This is a genomic window from Pedobacter sp. GQ55, from assembly GCF_059758925.1.
Genome location: NZ_JCAXEI010000001.1, coordinates 842,022 through 862,609, shown reverse-complemented (window position 1 = coordinate 862,609; position 20,588 = coordinate 842,022). Strand labels below are relative to the sequence as shown.

At 40.4% G+C, this 20,588-nt stretch carries 16 protein-coding genes; 7 read left to right on the top strand and 9 right to left on the bottom strand.

The features are described 5' to 3' along the window. Nucleotides 1-57: 57 nt before the first annotated feature. The 3 genes from phnY to AC6CH7_RS03585 are packed head-to-tail and all read left to right on the top strand — an operon-like array spanning nucleotide 58 to nucleotide 4,003. Nucleotides 58-1,506 (top strand): phosphonoacetaldehyde dehydrogenase, encoded by a 1,449-nt coding sequence (gene phnY / locus AC6CH7_RS03595; RefSeq protein WP_498261379.1) that lies wholly within the window; start codon nucleotides 58-60, stop codon nucleotides 1,504-1,506. Between the two features lie 2 nt (nucleotides 1,507-1,508). Then, a complete protein-coding gene (locus tag AC6CH7_RS03590; protein WP_498261378.1) occupies nucleotides 1,509-2,669 on the top strand; it encodes a TIGR03364 family FAD-dependent oxidoreductase in 1,161 nt (386 codons plus the stop codon). A gap of 32 nt (nucleotides 2,670-2,701) precedes the next feature. After that, nucleotides 2,702-4,003 carry a DUF5690 family protein gene (locus tag AC6CH7_RS03585; protein WP_498261377.1) on the top strand — a complete coding sequence of 434 codons (1,302 nt, stop codon included), beginning with the start codon at nucleotides 2,702-2,704 and terminating at the stop codon, nucleotides 4,001-4,003. Here the strand turns inward: AC6CH7_RS03585 and AC6CH7_RS03580 are convergent. The 7 genes from AC6CH7_RS03580 to AC6CH7_RS03550 form a co-directional block, all read right to left on the bottom strand. Beyond that, nucleotides 4,000-4,743, bottom strand: coding sequence for a phosphatase PAP2 family protein (locus tag AC6CH7_RS03580; protein ID WP_498261376.1), 744 nt, complete (start codon nucleotides 4,741-4,743; stop codon nucleotides 4,000-4,002). The two genes, AC6CH7_RS03585 and AC6CH7_RS03580, sit on opposite strands and share 4 nt — an antisense overlap. A 75-nt stretch (nucleotides 4,744-4,818) precedes the next feature. After that, nucleotides 4,819-6,072, bottom strand: a complete 1,254-nt coding sequence (locus AC6CH7_RS03575) for a sensor histidine kinase (RefSeq protein WP_498261375.1) — start codon at nucleotides 6,070-6,072, stop codon at nucleotides 4,819-4,821. Beyond that, nucleotides 6,069-6,746 carry a response regulator transcription factor gene (locus AC6CH7_RS03570; protein ID WP_498261374.1) on the bottom strand — a complete coding sequence of 226 codons (678 nt, stop codon included), beginning with the start codon at nucleotides 6,744-6,746 and terminating at the stop codon, nucleotides 6,069-6,071. Before AC6CH7_RS03570 ends, AC6CH7_RS03575 begins: the two co-directional genes overlap by 4 nt. A gap of 134 nt (nucleotides 6,747-6,880) precedes the next feature. Continuing rightward, nucleotides 6,881-8,641: an ABC transporter ATP-binding protein gene (locus tag AC6CH7_RS03565; protein ID WP_498261373.1), complete on the bottom strand. Its 1,761-nt coding sequence runs from the start codon at nucleotides 8,639-8,641 to the stop codon at nucleotides 6,881-6,883. Beyond that, a complete protein-coding gene (locus AC6CH7_RS03560) occupies nucleotides 8,631-10,382 on the bottom strand; it encodes an ABC transporter ATP-binding protein (RefSeq protein WP_498261372.1) in 1,752 nt (583 codons plus the stop codon). The genes AC6CH7_RS03565 and AC6CH7_RS03560 overlap by 11 nt, the downstream gene beginning before the upstream one ends. A 51-nt stretch (nucleotides 10,383-10,433) precedes the next feature. Continuing rightward, nucleotides 10,434-11,144 carry a 3-keto-disaccharide hydrolase gene (locus AC6CH7_RS03555; RefSeq protein WP_498261371.1) on the bottom strand — a complete coding sequence of 237 codons (711 nt, stop codon included), beginning with the start codon at nucleotides 11,142-11,144 and terminating at the stop codon, nucleotides 10,434-10,436. An 11-nt stretch (nucleotides 11,145-11,155) separates the two neighbouring features. Further along, nucleotides 11,156-12,463 (bottom strand): Gfo/Idh/MocA family protein, encoded by a 1,308-nt coding sequence (locus tag AC6CH7_RS03550; RefSeq protein ID WP_498261370.1) that lies wholly within the window; start codon nucleotides 12,461-12,463, stop codon nucleotides 11,156-11,158. A 274-nt stretch (nucleotides 12,464-12,737) separates the two neighbouring features. On the opposite strand from AC6CH7_RS03550, the gene AC6CH7_RS03545 reads away from it, so the two are divergent. Together AC6CH7_RS03545 and AC6CH7_RS03540 are read left to right on the top strand one after the other, a co-directional pair. Continuing rightward, nucleotides 12,738-13,079, top strand: coding sequence for a YciI family protein (locus AC6CH7_RS03545; protein ID WP_498261369.1), 342 nt, complete (start codon nucleotides 12,738-12,740; stop codon nucleotides 13,077-13,079). Nucleotides 13,080-13,172: 93 nt separating this feature from the next. Further along, on the top strand, nucleotides 13,173-14,411 hold the full coding sequence (locus tag AC6CH7_RS03540; RefSeq protein WP_498261368.1) for an RNA polymerase sigma factor: 1,239 nt from the start codon (nucleotides 13,173-13,175) through the stop codon (nucleotides 14,409-14,411). Nucleotides 14,412-14,466: 55 nt separating this feature from the next. On the opposite strand, the gene AC6CH7_RS03535 is transcribed toward AC6CH7_RS03540, so the two are convergent. Beyond that, nucleotides 14,467-15,684 carry an FG-GAP repeat domain-containing protein gene (locus AC6CH7_RS03535; RefSeq protein WP_498261367.1) on the bottom strand — a complete coding sequence of 406 codons (1,218 nt, stop codon included), beginning with the start codon at nucleotides 15,682-15,684 and terminating at the stop codon, nucleotides 14,467-14,469. A 41-nt stretch (nucleotides 15,685-15,725) separates the two neighbouring features. Between AC6CH7_RS03535 and AC6CH7_RS03530 the strand changes: the two genes are divergently transcribed. Together AC6CH7_RS03530 and AC6CH7_RS03525 are read left to right on the top strand one after the other, a co-directional pair. After that, on the top strand, nucleotides 15,726-18,233 hold the full coding sequence (locus AC6CH7_RS03530) for a TonB-dependent receptor (RefSeq protein WP_498261366.1): 2,508 nt from the start codon (nucleotides 15,726-15,728) through the stop codon (nucleotides 18,231-18,233). Nucleotides 18,234-18,235: 2 nt separating this feature from the next. Then, entirely contained in the window at nucleotides 18,236-19,396 is a 1,161-nt protein-coding gene (locus AC6CH7_RS03525) for a PepSY-associated TM helix domain-containing protein (protein ID WP_498261365.1), read from the top strand. A 193-nt stretch (nucleotides 19,397-19,589) separates the two neighbouring features. On the opposite strand, the gene AC6CH7_RS03520 is transcribed toward AC6CH7_RS03525, so the two are convergent. After that, complete coding sequence (locus tag AC6CH7_RS03520) at nucleotides 19,590-20,345, bottom strand: SDR family oxidoreductase (protein ID WP_498261364.1); 756 nt, start codon at nucleotides 20,343-20,345, stop codon at nucleotides 19,590-19,592. Between the last annotated feature and the right edge of the window lie 243 nt (nucleotides 20,346-20,588).

The following is a 20,588-nucleotide window of genomic DNA, read 5'->3' as shown; positions in this document are numbered from 1 at the left end:
ACGATAACGGGATGACGACAGCTTTAAACACCCCATCATTGGTAATTTATATAAAAAATGAAAGAAGAAGATATTAATAACGCTCGCAATATTTTAAAATTGGCATCACTAATTGCCGGCAAGCCTGTCTCATCAGGCAATCAATTGGCTGTACGCAATCCCTACAACGGCGAACTGGTAGGAACTGTGGAAACAGCTGACTTAAACGACACCAACAACGCTATTGAAACTGCCCTTAAAGGTGGTGTTGCAATGACTCGCTTTGAAAGATACACTGTGCTTGATAAAGCCAGAACATTGCTCTTAGAAAGAAAAGAAGAATTTGCTCAGCTGATCACTTCCGAATCTGGCCTGTGTATATCTGAAAGCACTTATGAAATTGGAAGGGCGCATGATGTGCTTCTGTTTGCTGCTATTGAATGTCTTAAAGACAATGGGCAAATATACTCATGCGACATATCGCCCAATGGCAAACAGCGCAAAATATTTACTACTTATGAGCCGTTGAAGCTTGCGGTAGCCATCACTCCTTTTAATCATCCGCTAAACCAGGTTGCACACAAGATTGCTCCCGCCCTGGCAGCCGGGACTCCGGTGATTTTAAAACCATCGGAAAAAACACCTTTAACGGCTATTCGCTTTGTAGAGTTATTGTATGAAGCAGGCTTACCTCCGTATATGTTAAGTGTACTTTTAGGAGATACTAAAGTCGTTGCCGAAATACTGGTACAAGATCCAAGAATTGACGTTGTTTCTTTTACAGGCAGCGTTGCTGTTGGTAAAATGATAGCGAAAACAGTTGGCTACAAAAAGGTAATTCTTGAACTCGGCGGTAACGACCCACTAATTGTCCTGGAAGATGCGGACCTCGATCTGGCAGTGGAATTGGCTGCCGAAGGATCATTTAGAAACTCTGGCCAGCGATGCACCGCAGTAAAACGTATTCTGGTACAGGAAAGTATTTCTGAAGAATTCACCAAACGATTTGTTGAAAAGGCTAAAGAATATACCTGTGGCGATCCCGAAAATGCTGCAACCAAAGTTGGGACAGTTATAGATGAGGAATCGGCCATATACCTGGAAAGTGTGGTAAAGAAAGCAGTTGCACAGGGTGCTAAAGTTTTACTTGGCGGTAAACGTACCGGTGCTTTATTGGAACCAACTGTAATTACCAATGTGCCCAGAGATGCACAAATGGTAGTACAGGAATCTTTTGGCCCGCTTGCCCCTATTTTAACATTCAAAGATATAGATGATGCCATCAAACTTTCAAACGCTACCGCTTTCGGCTTATCATCTGGAGTGGTTACGGTGAATATGGATCATGCCATCCGTTTTGTAAAAGAACTTAAAGTGGGTACAGTAAATATTAATGAAGTACCCGGATACCGGATAGAAAATTCTCCGTTCGGAGGAATTAAGGATTCGGGTTTAGGTATAAAAGAAGGAGTAATTGAGGCGATTAAGTGCTTCTCTTATGTAAAAACATTTTCAATGCCCTGGTAATTATGACAAAGAATATTCAATATGATTTAATAGTGGTGGGCGCTGGTATACTGGGCACTTTCCACGCATTACATGCGCTTAGGTTAGGTAAAAGTGTACTGCTTACAGAAAAGGATCAATATCCTGTAAATGCTACCGTACGAAACTTTGGACAGGCAGTGGTATCGGGTATGTCATCGGACTGGTTTGATTACGCCAGAAGGTCAACCGAACTGTATCAGGAAATTCAACAGGAAGCCGACATCAGCGTGCGGAACAACGGCACCGTTTATCTTTCTTCTGATGATGATGAGACGCAGTTACTGCATGAGCTAAAGGAACGGATGGATGCGATTGATTATGAGGCCAATTTGCTATCTGTAGAGGATTGTTTAGCGAAATGGCCCTCATTAAAAAGAGGATATTGTAAAGGAGGGCTGTTCTTTCCACAAGAAGTAAGTGTAGAACCAAACAAGTTGATTTATCAGTTAATTGAATATGCTGTTGCTAAATACCCTCAGCTTACTTACATGCCTTCAACAGCAGTTTTAGATTGCGTCGTGGTAGGTGACCATGTTGAGATTGCCACTGCTGCCCGGCAAACATTTACTGCAGAAAAAGCAATTATTTGCAATGGAGGCGAGTTTAAACTGCTGTTTGCAGATCTGTTTAGCCAAAGCGGGATCATATTAAGCAAACTCCAGATGATGAAAACTGTCCCGATGCCCGAGGTACAGCTGGAAGGGAATATCTTGACAGGATTGTCTATCCGCAGGTATGAGTCATTTCAGGAATGTCCATCTTTCTCCGGAATTTCTACTCCTGAACATTATAAAGAATGCCAGAAATGGGGAATTCATATTCTGTTTAAGAAAGCAGTAGATGGTTCAATTATAATTGGTGATTCGCATGAATATGCCGAGGTAAATCATACAGATGATCTTGGTTTTGGCATTAACAGCCACATTAACGAACTGATGTTAGCCGCAGCACAAAAGATTGTAAGCTTTGATGTACGTAGAATAGCAACGACCTGGGCCGGCTTTTACCCTCAGCACGACAGTAAGCATATTGTGGAATATGATATTGAAGACCGGATACACATCAGAACTGCCATTGGAGGCAAAGGAATGACGTCCTCAGCCGGATATGCAGAGGCAAGTATAAAAAAAATTTACAACTAGGCAGACTCAGATAAACTCTACGATCAATCCTTATGAAGCGAATAAACCATTTACTGGCCAACTCGAAACTCTTCTTTATTATCTGGTGTATGCTTGCCGCCTTTGGCACTTACTTTTGCATGTACGCTTTTAGAAAACCTTTTACCAATGGAACCTACACCGGGATAACACTCTGGGATCTTGATTACAAAGCGATCTTAATAATTGCGCAGCTTATGGGCTATATGCTTTCTAAGGTTATGGGCATAAAGATAATTTCGGAACTTAAGGCATCGGGCAGAAAAAAGCTGATCATTTTCCTTATTCTTTTTGCGGAGGCGGCACTCCTTCTTTTTGGAGCAGTGCCGCAGCCCTACAATTTCTTTTTTCTGTTTTTAAATGGCCTTCCACTCGGCATGGTTTGGGGAATTGTATTTAGTTATCTGGAAGGCAGACGCTTTACAGAAACACTGGCCATGGGATTAAGCATTAGCCTGATCTTTTCATCGGGAATGATCAAAACAATCTATTTTACAGTACATGAATGGATGCCATTGGTTTCCGAGTTTTGGATGCCCGCATTGATAGGCATACTTTTCTTGCCGCTGTTTCTCACTTTTGTTTGGATGCTTTCTGTGATTCCTGAACCTACAGAAACCGACAAGCTTTTACGCGTTGAACGTTTACCGATGAATGCTGAAGATAAACGCTCGGTGATGGCAGAATTTGGTTTCGCTATTTTTGGTATTGGTTTGATCTATATGATGCTGACCACCATGAGGGATTTTAGGGATAATTTTTCAGTTGAGATCTGGAATGAAATTGATAGTCATTGGGATAAGGGTGTATTATCCCTAACAGAAACGATTTCGGGAATTATCGTATTAATCGCTATAGGGAGTCTTTCGATGATCCGCAACAACATACGCGGTTTTTGGGCCACGCAATATCTGATTGCCCTTGGCCTGGTACTTAGCGGTGGTAGTACCCTGTTTTTCCAACTGCATCTGATAAGTCCTTTTTGGTGGATGTTACTGGTAGGAATGGGTATGTTTTTAGCCTACACCCCTATTCAGGTAGTGCTATTCGACAGGATGATTGCATTATTTAAGGTAAAAGCCAACGCAGGATTCTTTGTTTATATATGTGATTCGGCAGGATACCTGGGCAGTGTATTCTTACTGCTTTACAAGGAGTTTTTCATGAAGGATTTAAGCTGGTGCAAGGTGTTGATTCGGTTCAGCTATGCGCTTACGGTGATTTGCCTGATCCTATTGGTTATGGTGTCCCTATTTTTTAACCGTAAAATCGGCATTAAAGGTCCGATTACCGGGGTATTGGATAGAAAGGTTTAAAACTGGCCAGATAAAGAGAAGCCGAAAGCCTTATTTTGATACATGGGCACCACATTAAAATCAGAAGCTTGCTTACCCATGATCAGCTTTTTTAAATGTGGATATACCAGATAACTTATTTTGGTTGACAAAATACCAAAGCCGGCCCCTGCTACCACATCACTAACCCAGTGCCTGTTGTTATATAACCTAAAAACGCCTGTAGCGCCGGCAACGGCATATCCGGCATAACCTATCCATGGCGATACATCTTTATATTCCTGCTTTAGAAACTCTGCTGCAGCAAATGATGTTGCGGTATGACCGGAAGGAAATGAGTTGTTGGTGCTGCCATCAGGGCGAAGCCTGTGTGTATTAGATTTAACAATAAGTGTAGAGGCTTTCATTAATCCGAAAGAGATTGCATAAATACCTGTAGCATCTGCAAGGTTGTGTCTGCCTTTCACACCTGATAGATTTAAGGCATAAACGGCTGCTGCAGGAGCATATTGCATAAAATTATCGGCATGTACGGAAAAGAAAGGATGATCCTCCTGTAATTCATTACGGGTACTTACATCCAGGTCGTGCACAAAATTATTACCACCTCCCATTGCTCCATATGTGAGAAACACCGCAGGAATAATAAAGGGTGCGACTTTGAAAGTATTCTTTTTTTGAGTCAGGGAGTCTGTTGGGTCGGAGTACTGCGCGAGACAACAAAAGGGTAAACAAAGGATAATCAGAAAGCCGTACTTCATTTTTAATATCTTCTTATTAAATTCTTTGCCAAAACTAGCTGCCAATTTTGTAGTAACTCTGAAGTTCTCCCTTGTTCAAAAACTCACCGTAAAAATGTGCCGTAGATCTTGGTACGCATAATTTAACTTAAAATGATATAAGTTACAAATTTGATTAGATATAGCAAGACCTAAACCCATTCCTTCTGAGGCTGCATTTTTATAAAATCTTTCAAAAACCTTATCGGCAATCAACGCTGCATCTGAGCTGGTATTACTGATGGTAAGCTGGCTTTCATCTAATTGGATAAAGATTTCACCATCTTCATAGTTATGACGGATGGCATTACTAAGCAGGTTATTAATCAACATATCGGCAAGATGCTTGTTCATATTGATTTGCTTGTTGGCAAGATCTGTTTTGAGGCGTATGTTATGCAAGTGAAGCAGTTCCTGAAATTGCCTTGTTTTTTGCCTGATCAAATTATCCAGGTCAATTGTTTCCTGATCTGCTATCAGGTTGTTCTCGATCTTGGCAAGCATCAGTAAGGACTGGTTAAGGCGGGATAACTTGCCTACTGCAACATATATATCTTCTATAAGCTCCCCTTGCGAATCACTGAATGTTTCTGTTTGGATCAGTGTATCAAGTTTCGAGTTGATTACAGCCAAAGGCGTCAACATTTCATGAGAGGCATTATCTGTAAAACTCTTCAGCTCCCTATAATCTTGTTTTACCCGTAACGACATTGCTGCAACGGCGGTATTTAGCTCTGTAAATTCATCAATTTTGGTTGACTCTATTTTTATATTATTTTTATCTGCCAAATTAAAGGCCTTCATTTGCGACAATATGCCATAAAATGGCTTCCATATGTTATCGAGTATAAATCTATTGATTAACAATAGGGTAATCAATAGCAGTATGGTTACGCTAAGGGTTATTAAAAATATTATTCTGACAAGGTCTTCTGCCTCTACTCTGGATTTCGTTACCGTAACAGAATACAGTTTTCCTTTTACTTCTATTTCACTGACGAGGCTTCTTCCCGGTTCTATCCTTTGTTCTGATTCATTAAAATAATCATTATAGAAATACCTGCGTTCAAGATTATAATTGGGATCTAAAAGGTGATAACTCACCTTCTGCTCTTTAAAACTACCTGCTTGTGGTAATTTACCATTCGTTTTTACATAGGCAGCAATTTCATCTTCTTCAATAGCCAAATCCCTGTCCAGCTGATCCGTCAGAATATAATGGATTACTGAGTAATAGATAACTCCTGTAAATATAAAAACAATAATAGAGGCGATTAAGGTGACTCTGTTATATTTTGCAGCCAGTTTCATATATTTTCGAATTTGTAGCCAACACCATACATGGATTTGATGTAGTCTTTGCACCCCGCTTCAATCAACTTTTTCCTTAAGTTTTTAATATGGGTATAAATGAAATCGAAATGATCGGAAAGATCCATTTCATCTCCCCACAAATGTTCTGCTATTGCGCTTTTTGTAATCACCTTGCTGTGATTTGCAATAAAATAAACAAGTAGATCATATTCCTTACGGGTAAGGGTTAATACATTATCTCCTATTTTTACACTCATCGCCTGGGTATCGATATGTATTTCATCAAAAGTGATAATGTTGCTGCCATCATAACTTTTTCTACGCACTATTGCCGTTACCCTTGCTTTAAGCTCAGAAAGGTGGAAAGGTTTTACCAGGTAATCATCGGCACCGAGATTCAGTCCGTCAAGCTTATCATCAAGTGAGTGCCGGGCAGAAATGATGAGTACACCTTCTTTTTTATTGATCTTTTTAATCGCACGCAGAATTTCCATCCCATCGCCACCAGGCAATGTGAGGTCTAAAAGAATACAATCGTAATTATAGATATTGATTTTCTCTATTGCTGATTTATAATCTACCGCAGTTTCGCAGATATTACCTTCCCCTGTAAAATAGGTAGTAATACTTTCACGCAGTGAGCTTTCATCCTCTATCAATAGTATTTTCATTTTGGGGGTGTTAAAATTTAAATTTAGCAATAAAAAAGGCAGTTACTAGCTTTGCAGATGTCAACAACCAAATATGACAGAAAGGTAAAATCAAACTTTGAAGAAAATCTGTAGCGCTGCTGGCTATATCTAAACTAGCTTTTTCTTTTATGATGGATAAGCTTATCCATAGCCTCCTGAAATGATCCTGCCCTGGTAACCTCTCCGCTATTTACAAAGAAGATTTCATCGGCATTTTCTATGGTATTTAAACGATGAGCAATAATTACCAGGGTAGTTTCTTGTGGCAATTTGTCCAATATCTCACCCAGTAGTTTTTCTGTTATGGTATCAATATTTGCTGTCGCTTCATCAAGAATTAGGAGATCCGGCTTTCTGAGCACCGCACGCATAAAAGCGATCAATTGTTTTTGCCCCAGACTTAAGCTGTCGCCCGAAGAAAGAATCTTTGTTTCTGCTCCATCATCAAAAACTGAAACTAACCCCTCTAGTCCGGTAGCTTTAATTATAGCTAAGAAACTTTCCTGATCATATTCATGATATTGTTCATTGCCGTATAAGATATTCTCTCTAACCGTTCCTGTAAATAAGAATGGTTCCTGAAGTATAAATCCAATTTTCTTACTCCTTTCCTCGGGAGTATAAGATTTGATGTCTTTCCCATCCAAAAGGATCGATCCACTAACCGGATCGTATAAGCGTGCCATAATGGATGCTGTTGTGGTTTTGCCTCCACCTGTAGGACCTACCAGGGCATATGTTTTTCTTTTTTCGAGCTTAAAATTCACGTTGTGCAGTATCTCATTACTTGTTGTATATCCAAAATGTACGTTTCTGAATTCAAGTAATGAATCTGAAGCTTTTGCAACACTTCCGTTAACAATATCCAGATTACTTTGCAGAGATAACATACGGGAGATCCTATCCCAACCCGCAAGCGCCACCTGGAAACTTGTCCACAAAGCAGCCAACTGTCTTAATGGGTTATAAAAATTAGTAGCGTAAGCCAAATAACTTACCAGCAAGCCGATACTGAATTCTGAAGCAGTTATGAGGTAAATCCCGTAGCTCAGCACAATTAATTGCGCCAAAGCGGAGAACAACCCAAATACAGGTAAGAACATGTTGTTTGCCATTCCTGTGCCCATGGCAGTTTTATAATTATGCTGGTTGGCAACATCAAACTTTTTTCTAAAATAGTCTCTTCTGTTAAAAGCAATTATCACCTTGAAGTTGTTCAGGCTTTCCTGTATTTCGGCGCTTAGCCCACCAGAACTTTTTAAACTTAACGCATTCCTTTTTCTTACCCATGGCGAAACACTTCTTGTAAAAATCAGGATAACTAAGGCCGGCAGCAGGGTAGCCAGCCCAAGCTTTATATTGATAGATAATAAGAATACTCCGGAACCGATCATCGTAATAATACTACTGATGAACTGCATTAGGGCCTGAGAAAAGAATTGACTCAATTTATCCGTATCATTATTAACCCTTGAGATCAGATCACCTGCTTTGTTCTCATTAAAGAAGGCTACCGGTAATTGCTGGATTTTATTAAAGATTACGTTTCTTAACTTAAAGATGGCGCGCTGAGCTACCCCTCCCATCCATTGCGTTTGTAAGTAACTGCTTACAAAAGCGATAGCATACATGCCTAGTAAAATACCTGCAAATACCAAAACGCCGTGATATTTTCCGGTTTGCACGTAATGATCTATCGTATACCCTATTAAAAACGGGCCAAGGAGGTTAAGTGACGCGCTGACAAGAATTGCCGATAAAGAAAGAAATATACGCTTCCTCTCCTGGGCAACCAGATTCAACAGGTTTTTGAGACCTGTCCAGGATGAACTTTTTTTCTCCTGCTCGGCTATGCTGTTCAGATTATAATTCATAGTTGCTTGTGCTTTTTTGTGAATTAAAGATCTGTACATATTCAGGGCTCGTATTCATAAGCTCTTTGTGGGTTCCGGCAGCCAGTATTTCGCCCTGCATAAGCAAAATGATCTGTTCATAATGCTCCACCGCAGCTATTTTCTGAGTTACCGATATGAGCGTTAAATTAGGGTAGTTGCGTTGAATATTTTCAAGTATGCGCCTTTCAGTCTGATTATCTACCCGCGCCGTAAAATCATCGAGCAGCAATACATTTGGATTTATAGCCAATGCACGTGCCAGCATAATCCGTTGCTTTTGTCCACCGGAAAGACTCAGTCCCCTTTCGGAAACGCTGGTATTTAAACCTTCTGGCAATGATTCCATAAAATCTTTTAGTTCGGCGGTCTCAATTGCCCTTTGTAAAGATTCGTCTGTTACCGTTTCACTAAAGGTAATATTTTCACGGATGCTCATATTGAACAGGATACTATCCTGAAAAACAAAACCTAGCTTTTGGTAAAAAGATTCACTTTTATATTCATCTATTTGATGTCCGTCGAATGTTAACACACCGCCGTCGGGTTTAATTAAACCACTAAGCAAATAGAGCAATTGTGTTTTACCCGCTGCTGTTGGCCCAATTACCGCAGTACGAGATCCGGGATGCACAGAGAAATCGATATGCTTTAATACAGGTTTTTCACTGTAATTAACGTTTATATCTTTCATTTCTATAGCTCCGGTTAAATTAGCTGTCAGCTGACCCGTTTCAATTGTATCTGGTCTTTCTAGCATTTCGCTGATCCTGCCATAGGAAGCAGTAGCCTGAGCGATTACGTTACTCATAAAACCTATGATCAGAATCGGAAAAATTAACAATGCCAGATAGCTGTTAAAAGCAGCAAAATCACCCAAGCTCATTTTGCCGTTAATTACATAATGGCCACCTAGTACCAGGATCATCAGACCCGCCATATTAGCAGTGAATACAATTATGGGGATTAACCAGGCAAATAGCCTGAGGATTGAAAGTCCAATATCTTTGGCCTTATTGCTCGCCTCAAAAAATTTATCATATTCCAGCTGTTGCGAATTAATTACCCGAATTAACATGGCCCCAAGGATACTTTCATTAATTACTTTATTTAACCAGTCTATTACTTCCCTGCTTTTTTTGAATAGCACACGTACCTTGCCCAATACGATAAAAAACGTACCTCCAATAATTGGAATGATGGCCATTACAATTAAACCAAGTTTCCAGTTGATGCTAAGCAGTAAGATACTTGCTCCAATAATGATGAACAGGGAAGATACGATAGAAACAATGGCCTGGGATACAAACAATTTTATTGAATCTACATCGGAAGTAAGATTGGTAAGTAAACGGGATGGGTTGGTGGTTTGTATGTAGGCAAAGCTTTGTCGGGATATTTTATCGGCTAACCGGGTTCTTAAGTCTCTTGCTACCTTTTCTGAGGCATAGGTTTGCATTAAACTTTGCAGGAAACTGAATAGAAAGATGATGAGTACTACCACTATAAACTCGGTAGCAATGGTTTTATATGAAAATTTGCCTCCACTATATGCATCTATACCACTACCAATAAGTTTTGGTATCCAAAGGTTGAGACCATTGCTGAGCAATGCAAATAAGATGAGTAGCATAATCAGGCCTGAATAAGGTTTAAGCAAACTAAAAATGCTTTGACCCTGTTTCGTTTTCTGTTTTGGACCCTGACTATCTGAATTTTTCATTTTCAACTTACGAAATTGGGATTTTTTTTCAATACTATAACCCAATATCAATTATAATTCAGTTATTTTTAAGTTACGAAAATGAATCTCGGCGCCCTCAGATTCTAAACACAGGTATCCCTTTTTTACGGTTGATTTACTTATCCCATTTACGAACTTGCCATTCACTGATAATTTGATGGTTCCATCCACACAAACCACGGTATAACTATTCCATTCACCTTTTCCTTTGCAACGGTTCTCTACAGATTTACTGCGTTCGCCCCTTGGATTGTCCGGAACTGTTTGTACACCCCCAACCCCAAAAAGTTCGCCGTGAACATATGCAATAGGTGGCTTTTCCCCATTAGTAATATTTTGATTTACCCAGTCAAGCTCAAGCATCTGTACTTCTACCCCACCGGGCAGGCGATTCTCTGCTCCTGGTTTTGCATCACTCCATACAAATACTCCGGAATTTCCGCCAGCTTCCATATGCTTCCATTCTACCTGAAGTATAAAATTCTCATACAATTTTTCTGAGCGCATAACGCCAATGGGCTTGCCTTTACAAATGAGCAGATCTTTGTCTACTCTCCAGGTATCGGGATCGGTATTTACATTTATCCAATTAATCGACTGTCCCTTGGCTTTATCACCACTGGTTGTTTGCTCAAATTTTAACTCAGTCCCAAATTTAATAGATTTTGGTTGCGCGTATAATGATGATTTGCAAAGTAAAAGAAATAGAAAGGTCATACCTATCCCACTTAATATTCTCATACCTATACAGGTTAAATTACTTTAGTGATACCTGGTAAAGCTACCGGATGGTCTTCCCATTTAAGATCCCAATGATAATCCTCTATTTTCGGGCCTAGCGTTTCGGTAGATTTCATGACTTGTTCTAAGGTCAGCGTTTGACCACTATATGCAACCATGCGCCCCCAAATAGCCAACAGGGTGCTGTTTGCCATTTCTTCGCCCTGGTTTATTGGATTTCCACTTCTTATACCAGCAAAAAGTTCATTATGTTGAGTTTGGTACATATTATTTTTCTCTCCATTATAGATCCATTTGTTTTTCCCGGTGATTTCATATTTACTGCCAACATTAATAACTGCATTTCCATCTGAGCCTAAAACGTCTACACTGTTGCGATGCGATGTCCCCTCCTGCTGTCTGCAGAAATGGTATCCCTTAACTCCATTAGCAAACTCATACTCGATTGCAAAATGGTCATATATATTACCAAAGATTTCATCAACACGAACTTGTCTGCCACCAGTTCCCGTTGCACTAATCGGCATTTTTCCGCCCATTGCCCATGACATCAAGTCCAAGCTATGAACAGCCTGTTCTGTTATAAAATCACCCGAAAGCCAACCGTGGTAATGCCAGTTACGCATTTTATAGGTGAGATCAGTCCAATCCGGCTGGCGAGGGTTTGACCAATTTCCTGCACCATTCCTGAATGTAGAAACAGTTCTGATATCGCCAACATCACCATTTAAAATTCTTCCGAAAGTGGCCCTGCTTGGCAGATCATAACGGAAACAAAAACCAGACACCAGTGAAAGGTTTTTCTCGCGTGCTTTTTTTGCTGCATCTAAAACTTTACGTATCCCGGGTACATCAACGGCAACAGGCTTTTCACAGAAAACATGTTTATCCGCATTTATTGCAGCGGTCAGATGGTCGGGTCTGAATGCCGGCGGGGTTGTAAGCAAAACAACATCAACTCCAGAATCTATTAGCTTTTGATAAGCATCAAACCCAATAAATCTATTCTTCTTATTTACTTTAACCCTATCACCTCCAATTTCTACAAGAGCCGCATATGCACCTTCCAATCTATCCTCAAAAACATCGGCCAAGGCAGTAATTATAACATCAGGGTCAGCTTGCAATGCTTGCGCTGCAGCACCCGTACCGCGGCCACCGCAGCCTATTAAACCTACTTTAAGCTTAGACTTCGCTGAAGAAAACAATGGAGAAGCAAAGCCCGATTGATAAGCCAATGTACTTCCTACAAGTACCAGACCCGATTTTTTCAAAAACGATCTTCGATCTGTTAAATTTGGAATTGTAATTTTAGTCATAATATTAGGTTCATTTGTTTGGTTGTGTTCTCCCTGGCAGGAGTAGTTTCATTTTGTACTAAATTTATGGTTAAGTTATTTAAAGATGTTATTATTCACAAAAAGATTACTTAAAAAACGTGTAAAACCATAAGAGATCTAGTAGTACTTTTTCGTTACAAATTGAGTCGTCAACAATAATTTCATTGGTTAAATGATAAAAAAATTGCATGATGATGTCCAATTTCAGAAATTACAATCGTCATCTGTTTTTAACCATTAAAACTTAAACAAAATGAAAGAGTTCTTATTTGTATTTAGAAATGATTATCAGGCAATGAACGCAGGTTCTCCTGATGAAATTCAAGCTGTAACAAAAAAATGGATGGATTGGATAGGCGGCATTGCTGCACAAAACAAACTGGTTGACCGGGGTAACCGTTTAGGCGATGAAGGCAATACTGTAAAACCTGGAAATGTAATTACCGATGGCCCGTACATGGAAATAAAAGAATCTATTGGAGGGTATACTATTGTAAGGGCTGAATCATTAGCAGAAGCTACCGAAATGGCTAAAGCCTGTCCTATCTTTCAGGTTGGTGGCAGCGTAGAAGTGAGGGTTATTAACTCTTTGTAGCCCCTTAATTTCAATTCGTTTAAAAAAACGAAAAGCCTTTGTATTTTGCAGAGGCTTTTCAATTTTGAGCGTGTAACTCATACCAGTTTCACTATGGAACAAACAGAAGAATTAATACCGCATTTATTTAGAACAGAATACAGGAAATTAACTGCTGTACTCACTAAAATATTTGGTCTGGAACATATAGAAATTGCGGAGGATATTTCAAGCGATACTTTTTTGATGGCTTCTGAAACCTGGGGGATAAAAGGTCTGCCCGAAAACCCTGTTGCCTGGCTCTATACTGTAGCAAAAAACAAGGCCAAAGATTATTTGAAAAGGAATACGCTGTTTGATCAAAAGATCATGCCGCACCTCCAAAACAATAGCTCCGAAATTCAGGAATTTGAAATTGATCTGTCGGAACAGAACATTACAGATTGCCAGTTGCAAATGATGTTTGCCGTGTGCCACCCTTCAATTTCATCTGAAGCGCAGATAAGCTTATCGCTCCGTGTGCTCTGCGGTTTTGGAATTGATGAAATAGCAAATGCCTTTTTAACCAACAAAGAGGTTATTAACAAGCGACTGTTTCGGGCTAAAGAAAAACTCAGGATTGAACAGGTTAAAATCGAATTTCCTAATCAGGGAGCAATTGAGGGCAGATTAGAAATGGTTCTAAGAACTTTATATCTTCTTTTTAATGAAGGTTATTATTCATCTGGAAAAGATGTAACCTTAAGAAAAGAGGTTTGCCTGGAAGCCATGCGTTTGACTAATCTGCTACTTGAAAACAAAACAACAAACAAACCAGCCGTAAATGCGTTACTTTCCCTAATGTGCTTTCATGCCTCCCGTTTTGAAGCAAGAGTAAATGTAAACGGAGAAACCATACTTTATCAGGATCAGAACGAGAAACTTTGGAATGAAGAACTCATTATTCAGGGAGAATACTTTTTAAACCAGGGTTCGGCAGGCAATAAACTTTCAAAGTACCATCTGGAAGCAGGTATTGCCTATTGGCATACCCATAAGCAAGACACAGCTGAAAAATGGGAAAGCATTTTGCAACTTTATAATAAGCTGCTTCAACTAGAATACTCGCCAATTGCAGCATTAAACAGAACCTACGCCTTATCAAAAGCCAATGGTAAGAACCAAGCAATTGTAGAGGCAGAAAAGCTCAATCTAAAGGATAATCATCTATATCATGCCCTCTTGGGTAATTTATATACGGGAATTGACAACGCTAAGGCACGGTCACATTTTCAAAATGCATTAAAACTAGCTAAATCAAAAGCTGATAAAACGATAATATCCAAAAACATAAGTGATCTTGGTTCTGATTAATGATTTAAATTTAAACATCAAACAAAGACTCGAGCAAACGATAACAAACTGATCCTTATTTTCCCAAGAGCAATCTGGCCTGTGTTCCCCATTGGCCAATAAAAAGGTCTGGTTTGCCATCTCCGTTTACATCACCAACAGCGATCCCCCAGCTTCTGCCTACTGTAGATTCCGGAATGACCTCATTGGTCACTAATTTAAAATTTCCTTTGCCATCATTTTGCAATGCCTGAACTTGCATCGGTTGGAAAGGAGGAATCTTGAGCGAACTTAAGATAATGTCTGGATGGCCATCATGGTTGAAATCAAAAATTGCCCCTGCATAAGTAGAGTATTCTTGCTTAGGAATCCTTTTTACCGTTTCATCTTTAAAATTCCCCTTACCATCATTAATCAGCAAACGAGCAGTAGGATCTTTCTCAAATGCACCACCATTGCTTGTCAGGTTAAGAAATAGAATATCAGGGTGTTTGTCTCCATTTGCATCGAACACTAAAACTTCTCTTGTATGTAAAGGCACCAGTAGCTCCAGCTTTTCTGCATGTTCAGTGAAACGTCCTTTGCCATCATTAAAGAATAAACGATTGGGAGGAACCTCATTCCCTGCAATTAAATCCAGATGTCCATCGCCGTTTAAATCAGTCAGCTTAACTGATTGTGTTTCCCAGCGGAGTGCAGGCAACCCTGTTTTTGTATAATCAATAAAGTGCCCCGGCTTTTCCGGGTTATTTAGCCACAGGAAATTCTGAGGCGTAGGTCCGGTATTTCCAACGACAACATCCAATAAACCATCTCCGTTTAGGTCTCCGATGTCCAGTCCATTCGCTTCACTTTTTGCAGGCAATCGCTCGCTTACATTTCTAAAAGTGCCGTCTCCATTCCCTAAATAGAACTCATGATTTTGATCATCTTCGGCAACGAAGATGACATCTAAGTTTCCATCTTTATCAAAATCTCCTGCACGTACGTGTTCTGTATCGTGCGATTCTTCTGCAAAAATGCCTTTATTCCAGGTAAATTTTCCTGTACCATCGTTTAGGTACAATCGGTTGGGCAAATTTTCTAACGCCAATATCGCGTCCAAATGACCATCTTTATTCACATCAGCCAAAACCACATCCAAAGCATGTGCTTCTGCATCAATAGGCAAATGAGTTAGGGTAACATCTTTGAAATACTTACTTTCTACGCCCTGCGAACAAGCATTATTAATAACGACAAGGCTTAGTAAAGCCGCAATCGTATAGAATTTTCTGAATGGAGAAAGCTGCATAATTAAAGTTAATCATATTTTTTTAATCCATTCCGTTGAGTATGGTGAAAAAAGAAATTCAAAACAAAATGATTTTTCATCAAAAGTTGTTTGTATTAAATCTAAATAAGAATACCTTTGCGGGCAGTTTTAATCTTTACACGAACAATTATATGCCAGATTCCCAAATCAAAACGCATGCAGAAAACCAATCTTCCTTATTAACATATAAATTATTACTGATTTTATCAGTGTTGCTTCTTATTGTAACACCTGTTATCTCATTTGCACAAAACAACAACAATTCGAAGGCTTCGCTATCAGGTATAGTCAATGATAATGAAGGCCAACCGCTTAAATATGCGACTGTTGGGCTGAGTGGCGGTAAAAGCATTCCGACAGATAAACTTGGCAGATTCCTGATCAAAGATCTTTCTGCCGGCGTTTATCGTGTTAGTGTCAGCCTGGTCGGCTATCAAACTTCAGTCAAAGAGGTAACGCTTATTGCCGATACCACCACCGAAGTTTCTTTTGTGCTTGAAACAGGAAATGCCCTTTCTGAAGTAGTTGTTACTGCTGGTAGAAAACCAGAGAGCTTGAAGGATGTTCCCTCTTCAGTTACTATTCTTACCGCGAGAGATGTAAAGGAGCAGCTGAATGTTAACCCTTCAGTTACCGCCATTCTTGGAAACACCGTACCGGGACTGGGAACTTCCAGTAATAAGGCAACCAATTCAGGGCAGACCCTACGCGGCCGTCAGGTATTGGTACTGATTGACGGGATTCCCCAATCTACGCCGCTTATGAACGGAAGTCGTGATATCCGTACACTTGACCCGGCAGCTATTGAACGCGTTGAGGTCATTAAGGGTGCAACTTCTATTTATGGTAATGGATCCGCAGGTGGTATTATTAATTTCATTACTAAAAAACCAGCGGCTGATCAAACGTTTAGCGGCACTAGCAGTGTGGGGATAAATGGTAACCTGGCCCATCCATCAAACACAACAGGATACCGATTTTCGCAAACTTTTTCAGGAACGATAAATAAGTTTTCCTATGTGGTGAATGGAACATACAATTATACCGGGGTATTAAAGGATGCTAAGGGAAACGTGAATGCCCAGCCTGATGGACTTGGAGAAAATTCACTTTATAATACCTTTGTTAAACTTGCTTACAAACCAAATGAACATAGTGAAATTATTGCTTCATATAACCTGTTTAGAAGCGTACAAAGCAGCGATTATATCAACGTAACAGGGAAATATGGCGAAAATCCTTCAGTAGGTAAAAAAGGAGATGATCCGGGAGAAGCTGCAGGTACACCATATAACCACAACGCTTTGGTTTCCTATCATAATGATGCGCTACCCTTAGCCAGTTCTCTTGATGTTTCAGCTTATTACAATAGCTTTATTTCTATGAACAGGTATGTAGAGAAGGCAACGGCCTGGTACGGCCCAGGGCAAACGAAGATACAGTCGTTCAAAAAAGGTATGCGCCTGACATTGAACACACCATGGAAAATGGGTACTTTTGGAGATGGAGAGTTGACCTACGGACTCGATCTGCTGAGCGACAGAACCAATCAGGTTCTTACCGATGGCAGAGTATATATTCCGGACATGAACATGCTTAATCTTGCACCATATGCCCAGATGAAGATGGACATAATGACCAATTTTGTTTTGAAAGCCGGAGTCCGCTATGAAAATGCCCGTGTTAAAGTACAGGATTTCAGCACAATTGCCAGAGGGCCTAACGGCGAAGGCAGTATTGCTGTTACCGGGGGTAAGATTCCTTATCATAGCACCACTTTCAATGCTGGCTTACGATACAACAAACATGATATCTTCAATCCTTTCGTGAGTTTCTCTCAAGGGTTTGCAATCAACGAATTGGGTCGTATATTAAGAAGTGCGACCAGCAATACACTGGAGAGCATTGCCACAGATCCTATTATTACCAATAATTACGAAGCGGGCTTCAGCAGCAGGTTAGGCATTGTTAATTTAACCGCATCTTATTATATCAGTACATCTAAACTGGGAGCCAACCTTGTTGATGTTGGGGGGTACCTTGTCCCTCAGCGCGAGCCGGAACGGATCCATGGCTACGAAATTTCAGCTGATGTTTACTTTAGTCAGAAATGGACTGCAGGAGGCAGCTACTCTTATGTAGAAGGAAAAGCAGAACAAACAGGCGGCGCAAAAGTATATATGAATGGCTTACGCATTGCGCCACCTAAAGCAACCGCTTACCTGGGCTATCGCCCGTTGAGTTCGCTTGATGTAAAACTATACTGGGTATATACCGAGGGTCGTGATCGTTTTGATGTTCGCGCTAATGGTTTATACGCCAACAGTGAGGGTCCGGTTAAACCGGTAAGTCTTTTCAACCTGTCGGCCGGTTACAGATTTAACAGTAGATGGTCAGTCGGACTGGGTGTAGAGAATCTGCTGAATAGCTCGTACTACCCTGTAGTAAGCCAGTACCGTGCCATTGATGCAGAATATGTACGTGGCAACGGCGCAACCATGAATCTGAATCTTTCTTACAACTTTTAATAATGCTGCGGAAATTTTTTTTCTGGTTGCATAAATGGCTGGGTCTGATTACAGGCCTGGTTGTTTTGGTTGTTAGTTTAACTGGTTGTATAAATGTCTTTTCGGATGAACTGAAAGAATACTTTTATCATAAGCGATATTATGTAGAACCCGAGGGAAATCGCAACTTTTTAAATTTTAGTGAGCTGCGCAATCAGGCACAAAAGGCTCTTGGCCCGAAGATTAAAATTACCCGCTGCGAGATCTATCCCGCTAAAGGCCATACCTGGATATTTCGGGCATCGCTTACAGATAAAAAAGCCATCGGACACTGGAACTATTACAAGTATTATTACAGGGTCTATGTAAACCCCTACAATGGGAAAGTAGTATACGTGGAGGACACGCGAAACGAATTCTTTCAACTGATCTTGAACCTGCACATGAACCTGCTATTGGGGGACTCAGTTGGCGGCATGGTAACAGGAATTTCGGCACTGTGTTTTTTTGTTTTACTGCTGAGCGGTCTGGTTCTCTGGTTTCCTCGAAAATGGAAGAAAAAAACCTTCAAAAAGGGACTAGTATTTAAGCGCGATGTGGGAATAAAGCGAAGGATCTATGATTTGCACAATACATCAGGTTTTTATATCCTGATTCCGGCGATCCTGATCTGTGTAACAGGTTTGGTCTTTGCTTTTCCTTGGGCCGATCAGTCCGTTCAGTTCCTGGCTAATGGTGGAAAAGCTGCTGAAAAGCGGGTTATTCCATTATCTACGCCCAACGACACCTACCATCTTCAGCCGACCGACAGCGCGATTACCCATCTTTTTCAGTTGCATCCTCAAGCCGATATACTATCGATCCGCTTCCGCGAAAAGAATACAGATCCAATGGATGTTCAGGTACGGCTTGCCAAAAATCGTACACACGTGTTCGAATGGTATTATTTTGATCGTAACAACGGCAAACTGCTGATGAAATATGGCGACCGGGACATAAAGGGTGGTGAGAAATTCAGAAGCATGAACTACGACCTGCATACCGGAGCCTATGCGGGCATCCCAACCAAACTTTTCGCTTTCTTTGTTTCATTAATCTGTGCCAGCATGCCTATCACAGGCTTTTTAATGTGGTACAACAAAGGGAACAAAAAGAAAAATAAGAAAACCCTTTCTTTCACATAGTTTCTTGAAGGATATGTAACTTTCGCCAACATTGCCGGCAGTTTTGTTGCAGAACCGCTTGATAGGGATTTCAAGAAAAAATACCAACGCAAATTCACCCCAAAAAGAAATCCCAGAGTTTCCTTTATCACAGATTGAGTGCGGTATAACCGCAGCGCAGACTTTATTTATGCTCCCAGATAACCCGATCAGCTTACTTGGTTTGTGTCGGACGTACCTCTATTTTACTTGGCAATACATTCGGATTCATGTTCAGCAAATTAACAATTATTTCACCAATGTCCGATGGTTGGATCTTCCAGGAATCGGCATCATTTGGGGTATGCTTATTAAAATGAGAGGTCACCGAACCCGGCATGATGGTGGTCGACTTTATGCCGTATTCCCTCAAATCTAGCATTGCAGCCTGCGTAAAGCCCACTACGCCGAATTTTGAAGCGTTATAGCCCGATCCACCTGCGAAAAAATTTGTGCCTGCCAGACTGGCGATAGTGATATAATATCCTTTATTTAATTTGAGCTGCTGCACCCCTGCTTTGAGCGTATGAAACGCTCCCGTCAGATTGGTGGATATCATCGCGTTCCAATCCGCCAGACTTAACTGATCCACAGGAGCAAACTTTCCTACGCCGGCATTCGCAATAAGAACGTCCAGCTGACCAAAAGTTTCTACGATCTGTTCCACTGCGCGGGCTTCATTTTCAAAGTTTGAGACATCAGAAGCGATAGCCAATACATTTTCAGAACCGAGTTCTTCCCTTGCTCGTTGCGTATCTTCCAGTTTGCGGCCCGAAATGGCTACTTTCAAACCAGCTTCTACCAGTGCTTTAGCGATCCCAAAACCGATGCCTTTTGTTCCACCAGTAACGTAAGCCACTTTATTGTTTAAATTTTGCATATGAAATTGTTTTATGGAGCTTGTAAATATTTTTTTGCTTAAAACCTCCAATTCTTATTCCAAAATATAAAACATTGGACAATTGAATGAAAGATGTGCGAATAAACTTTCTAATATATATATCAGAAGCATGCAATGGTACGTCCCTTGTTCAAAGACAATCTTGCTACGATGGGTGCACTTAGAACTAATTCGCGCACTATGATAATTTATTAAAAATCGAGAGGGTTGCTTTTTTATGAGCAACCCTCTCGATTTTTGGCTTTGAGCCCGGTTAGTACTCGGTGCAAAATT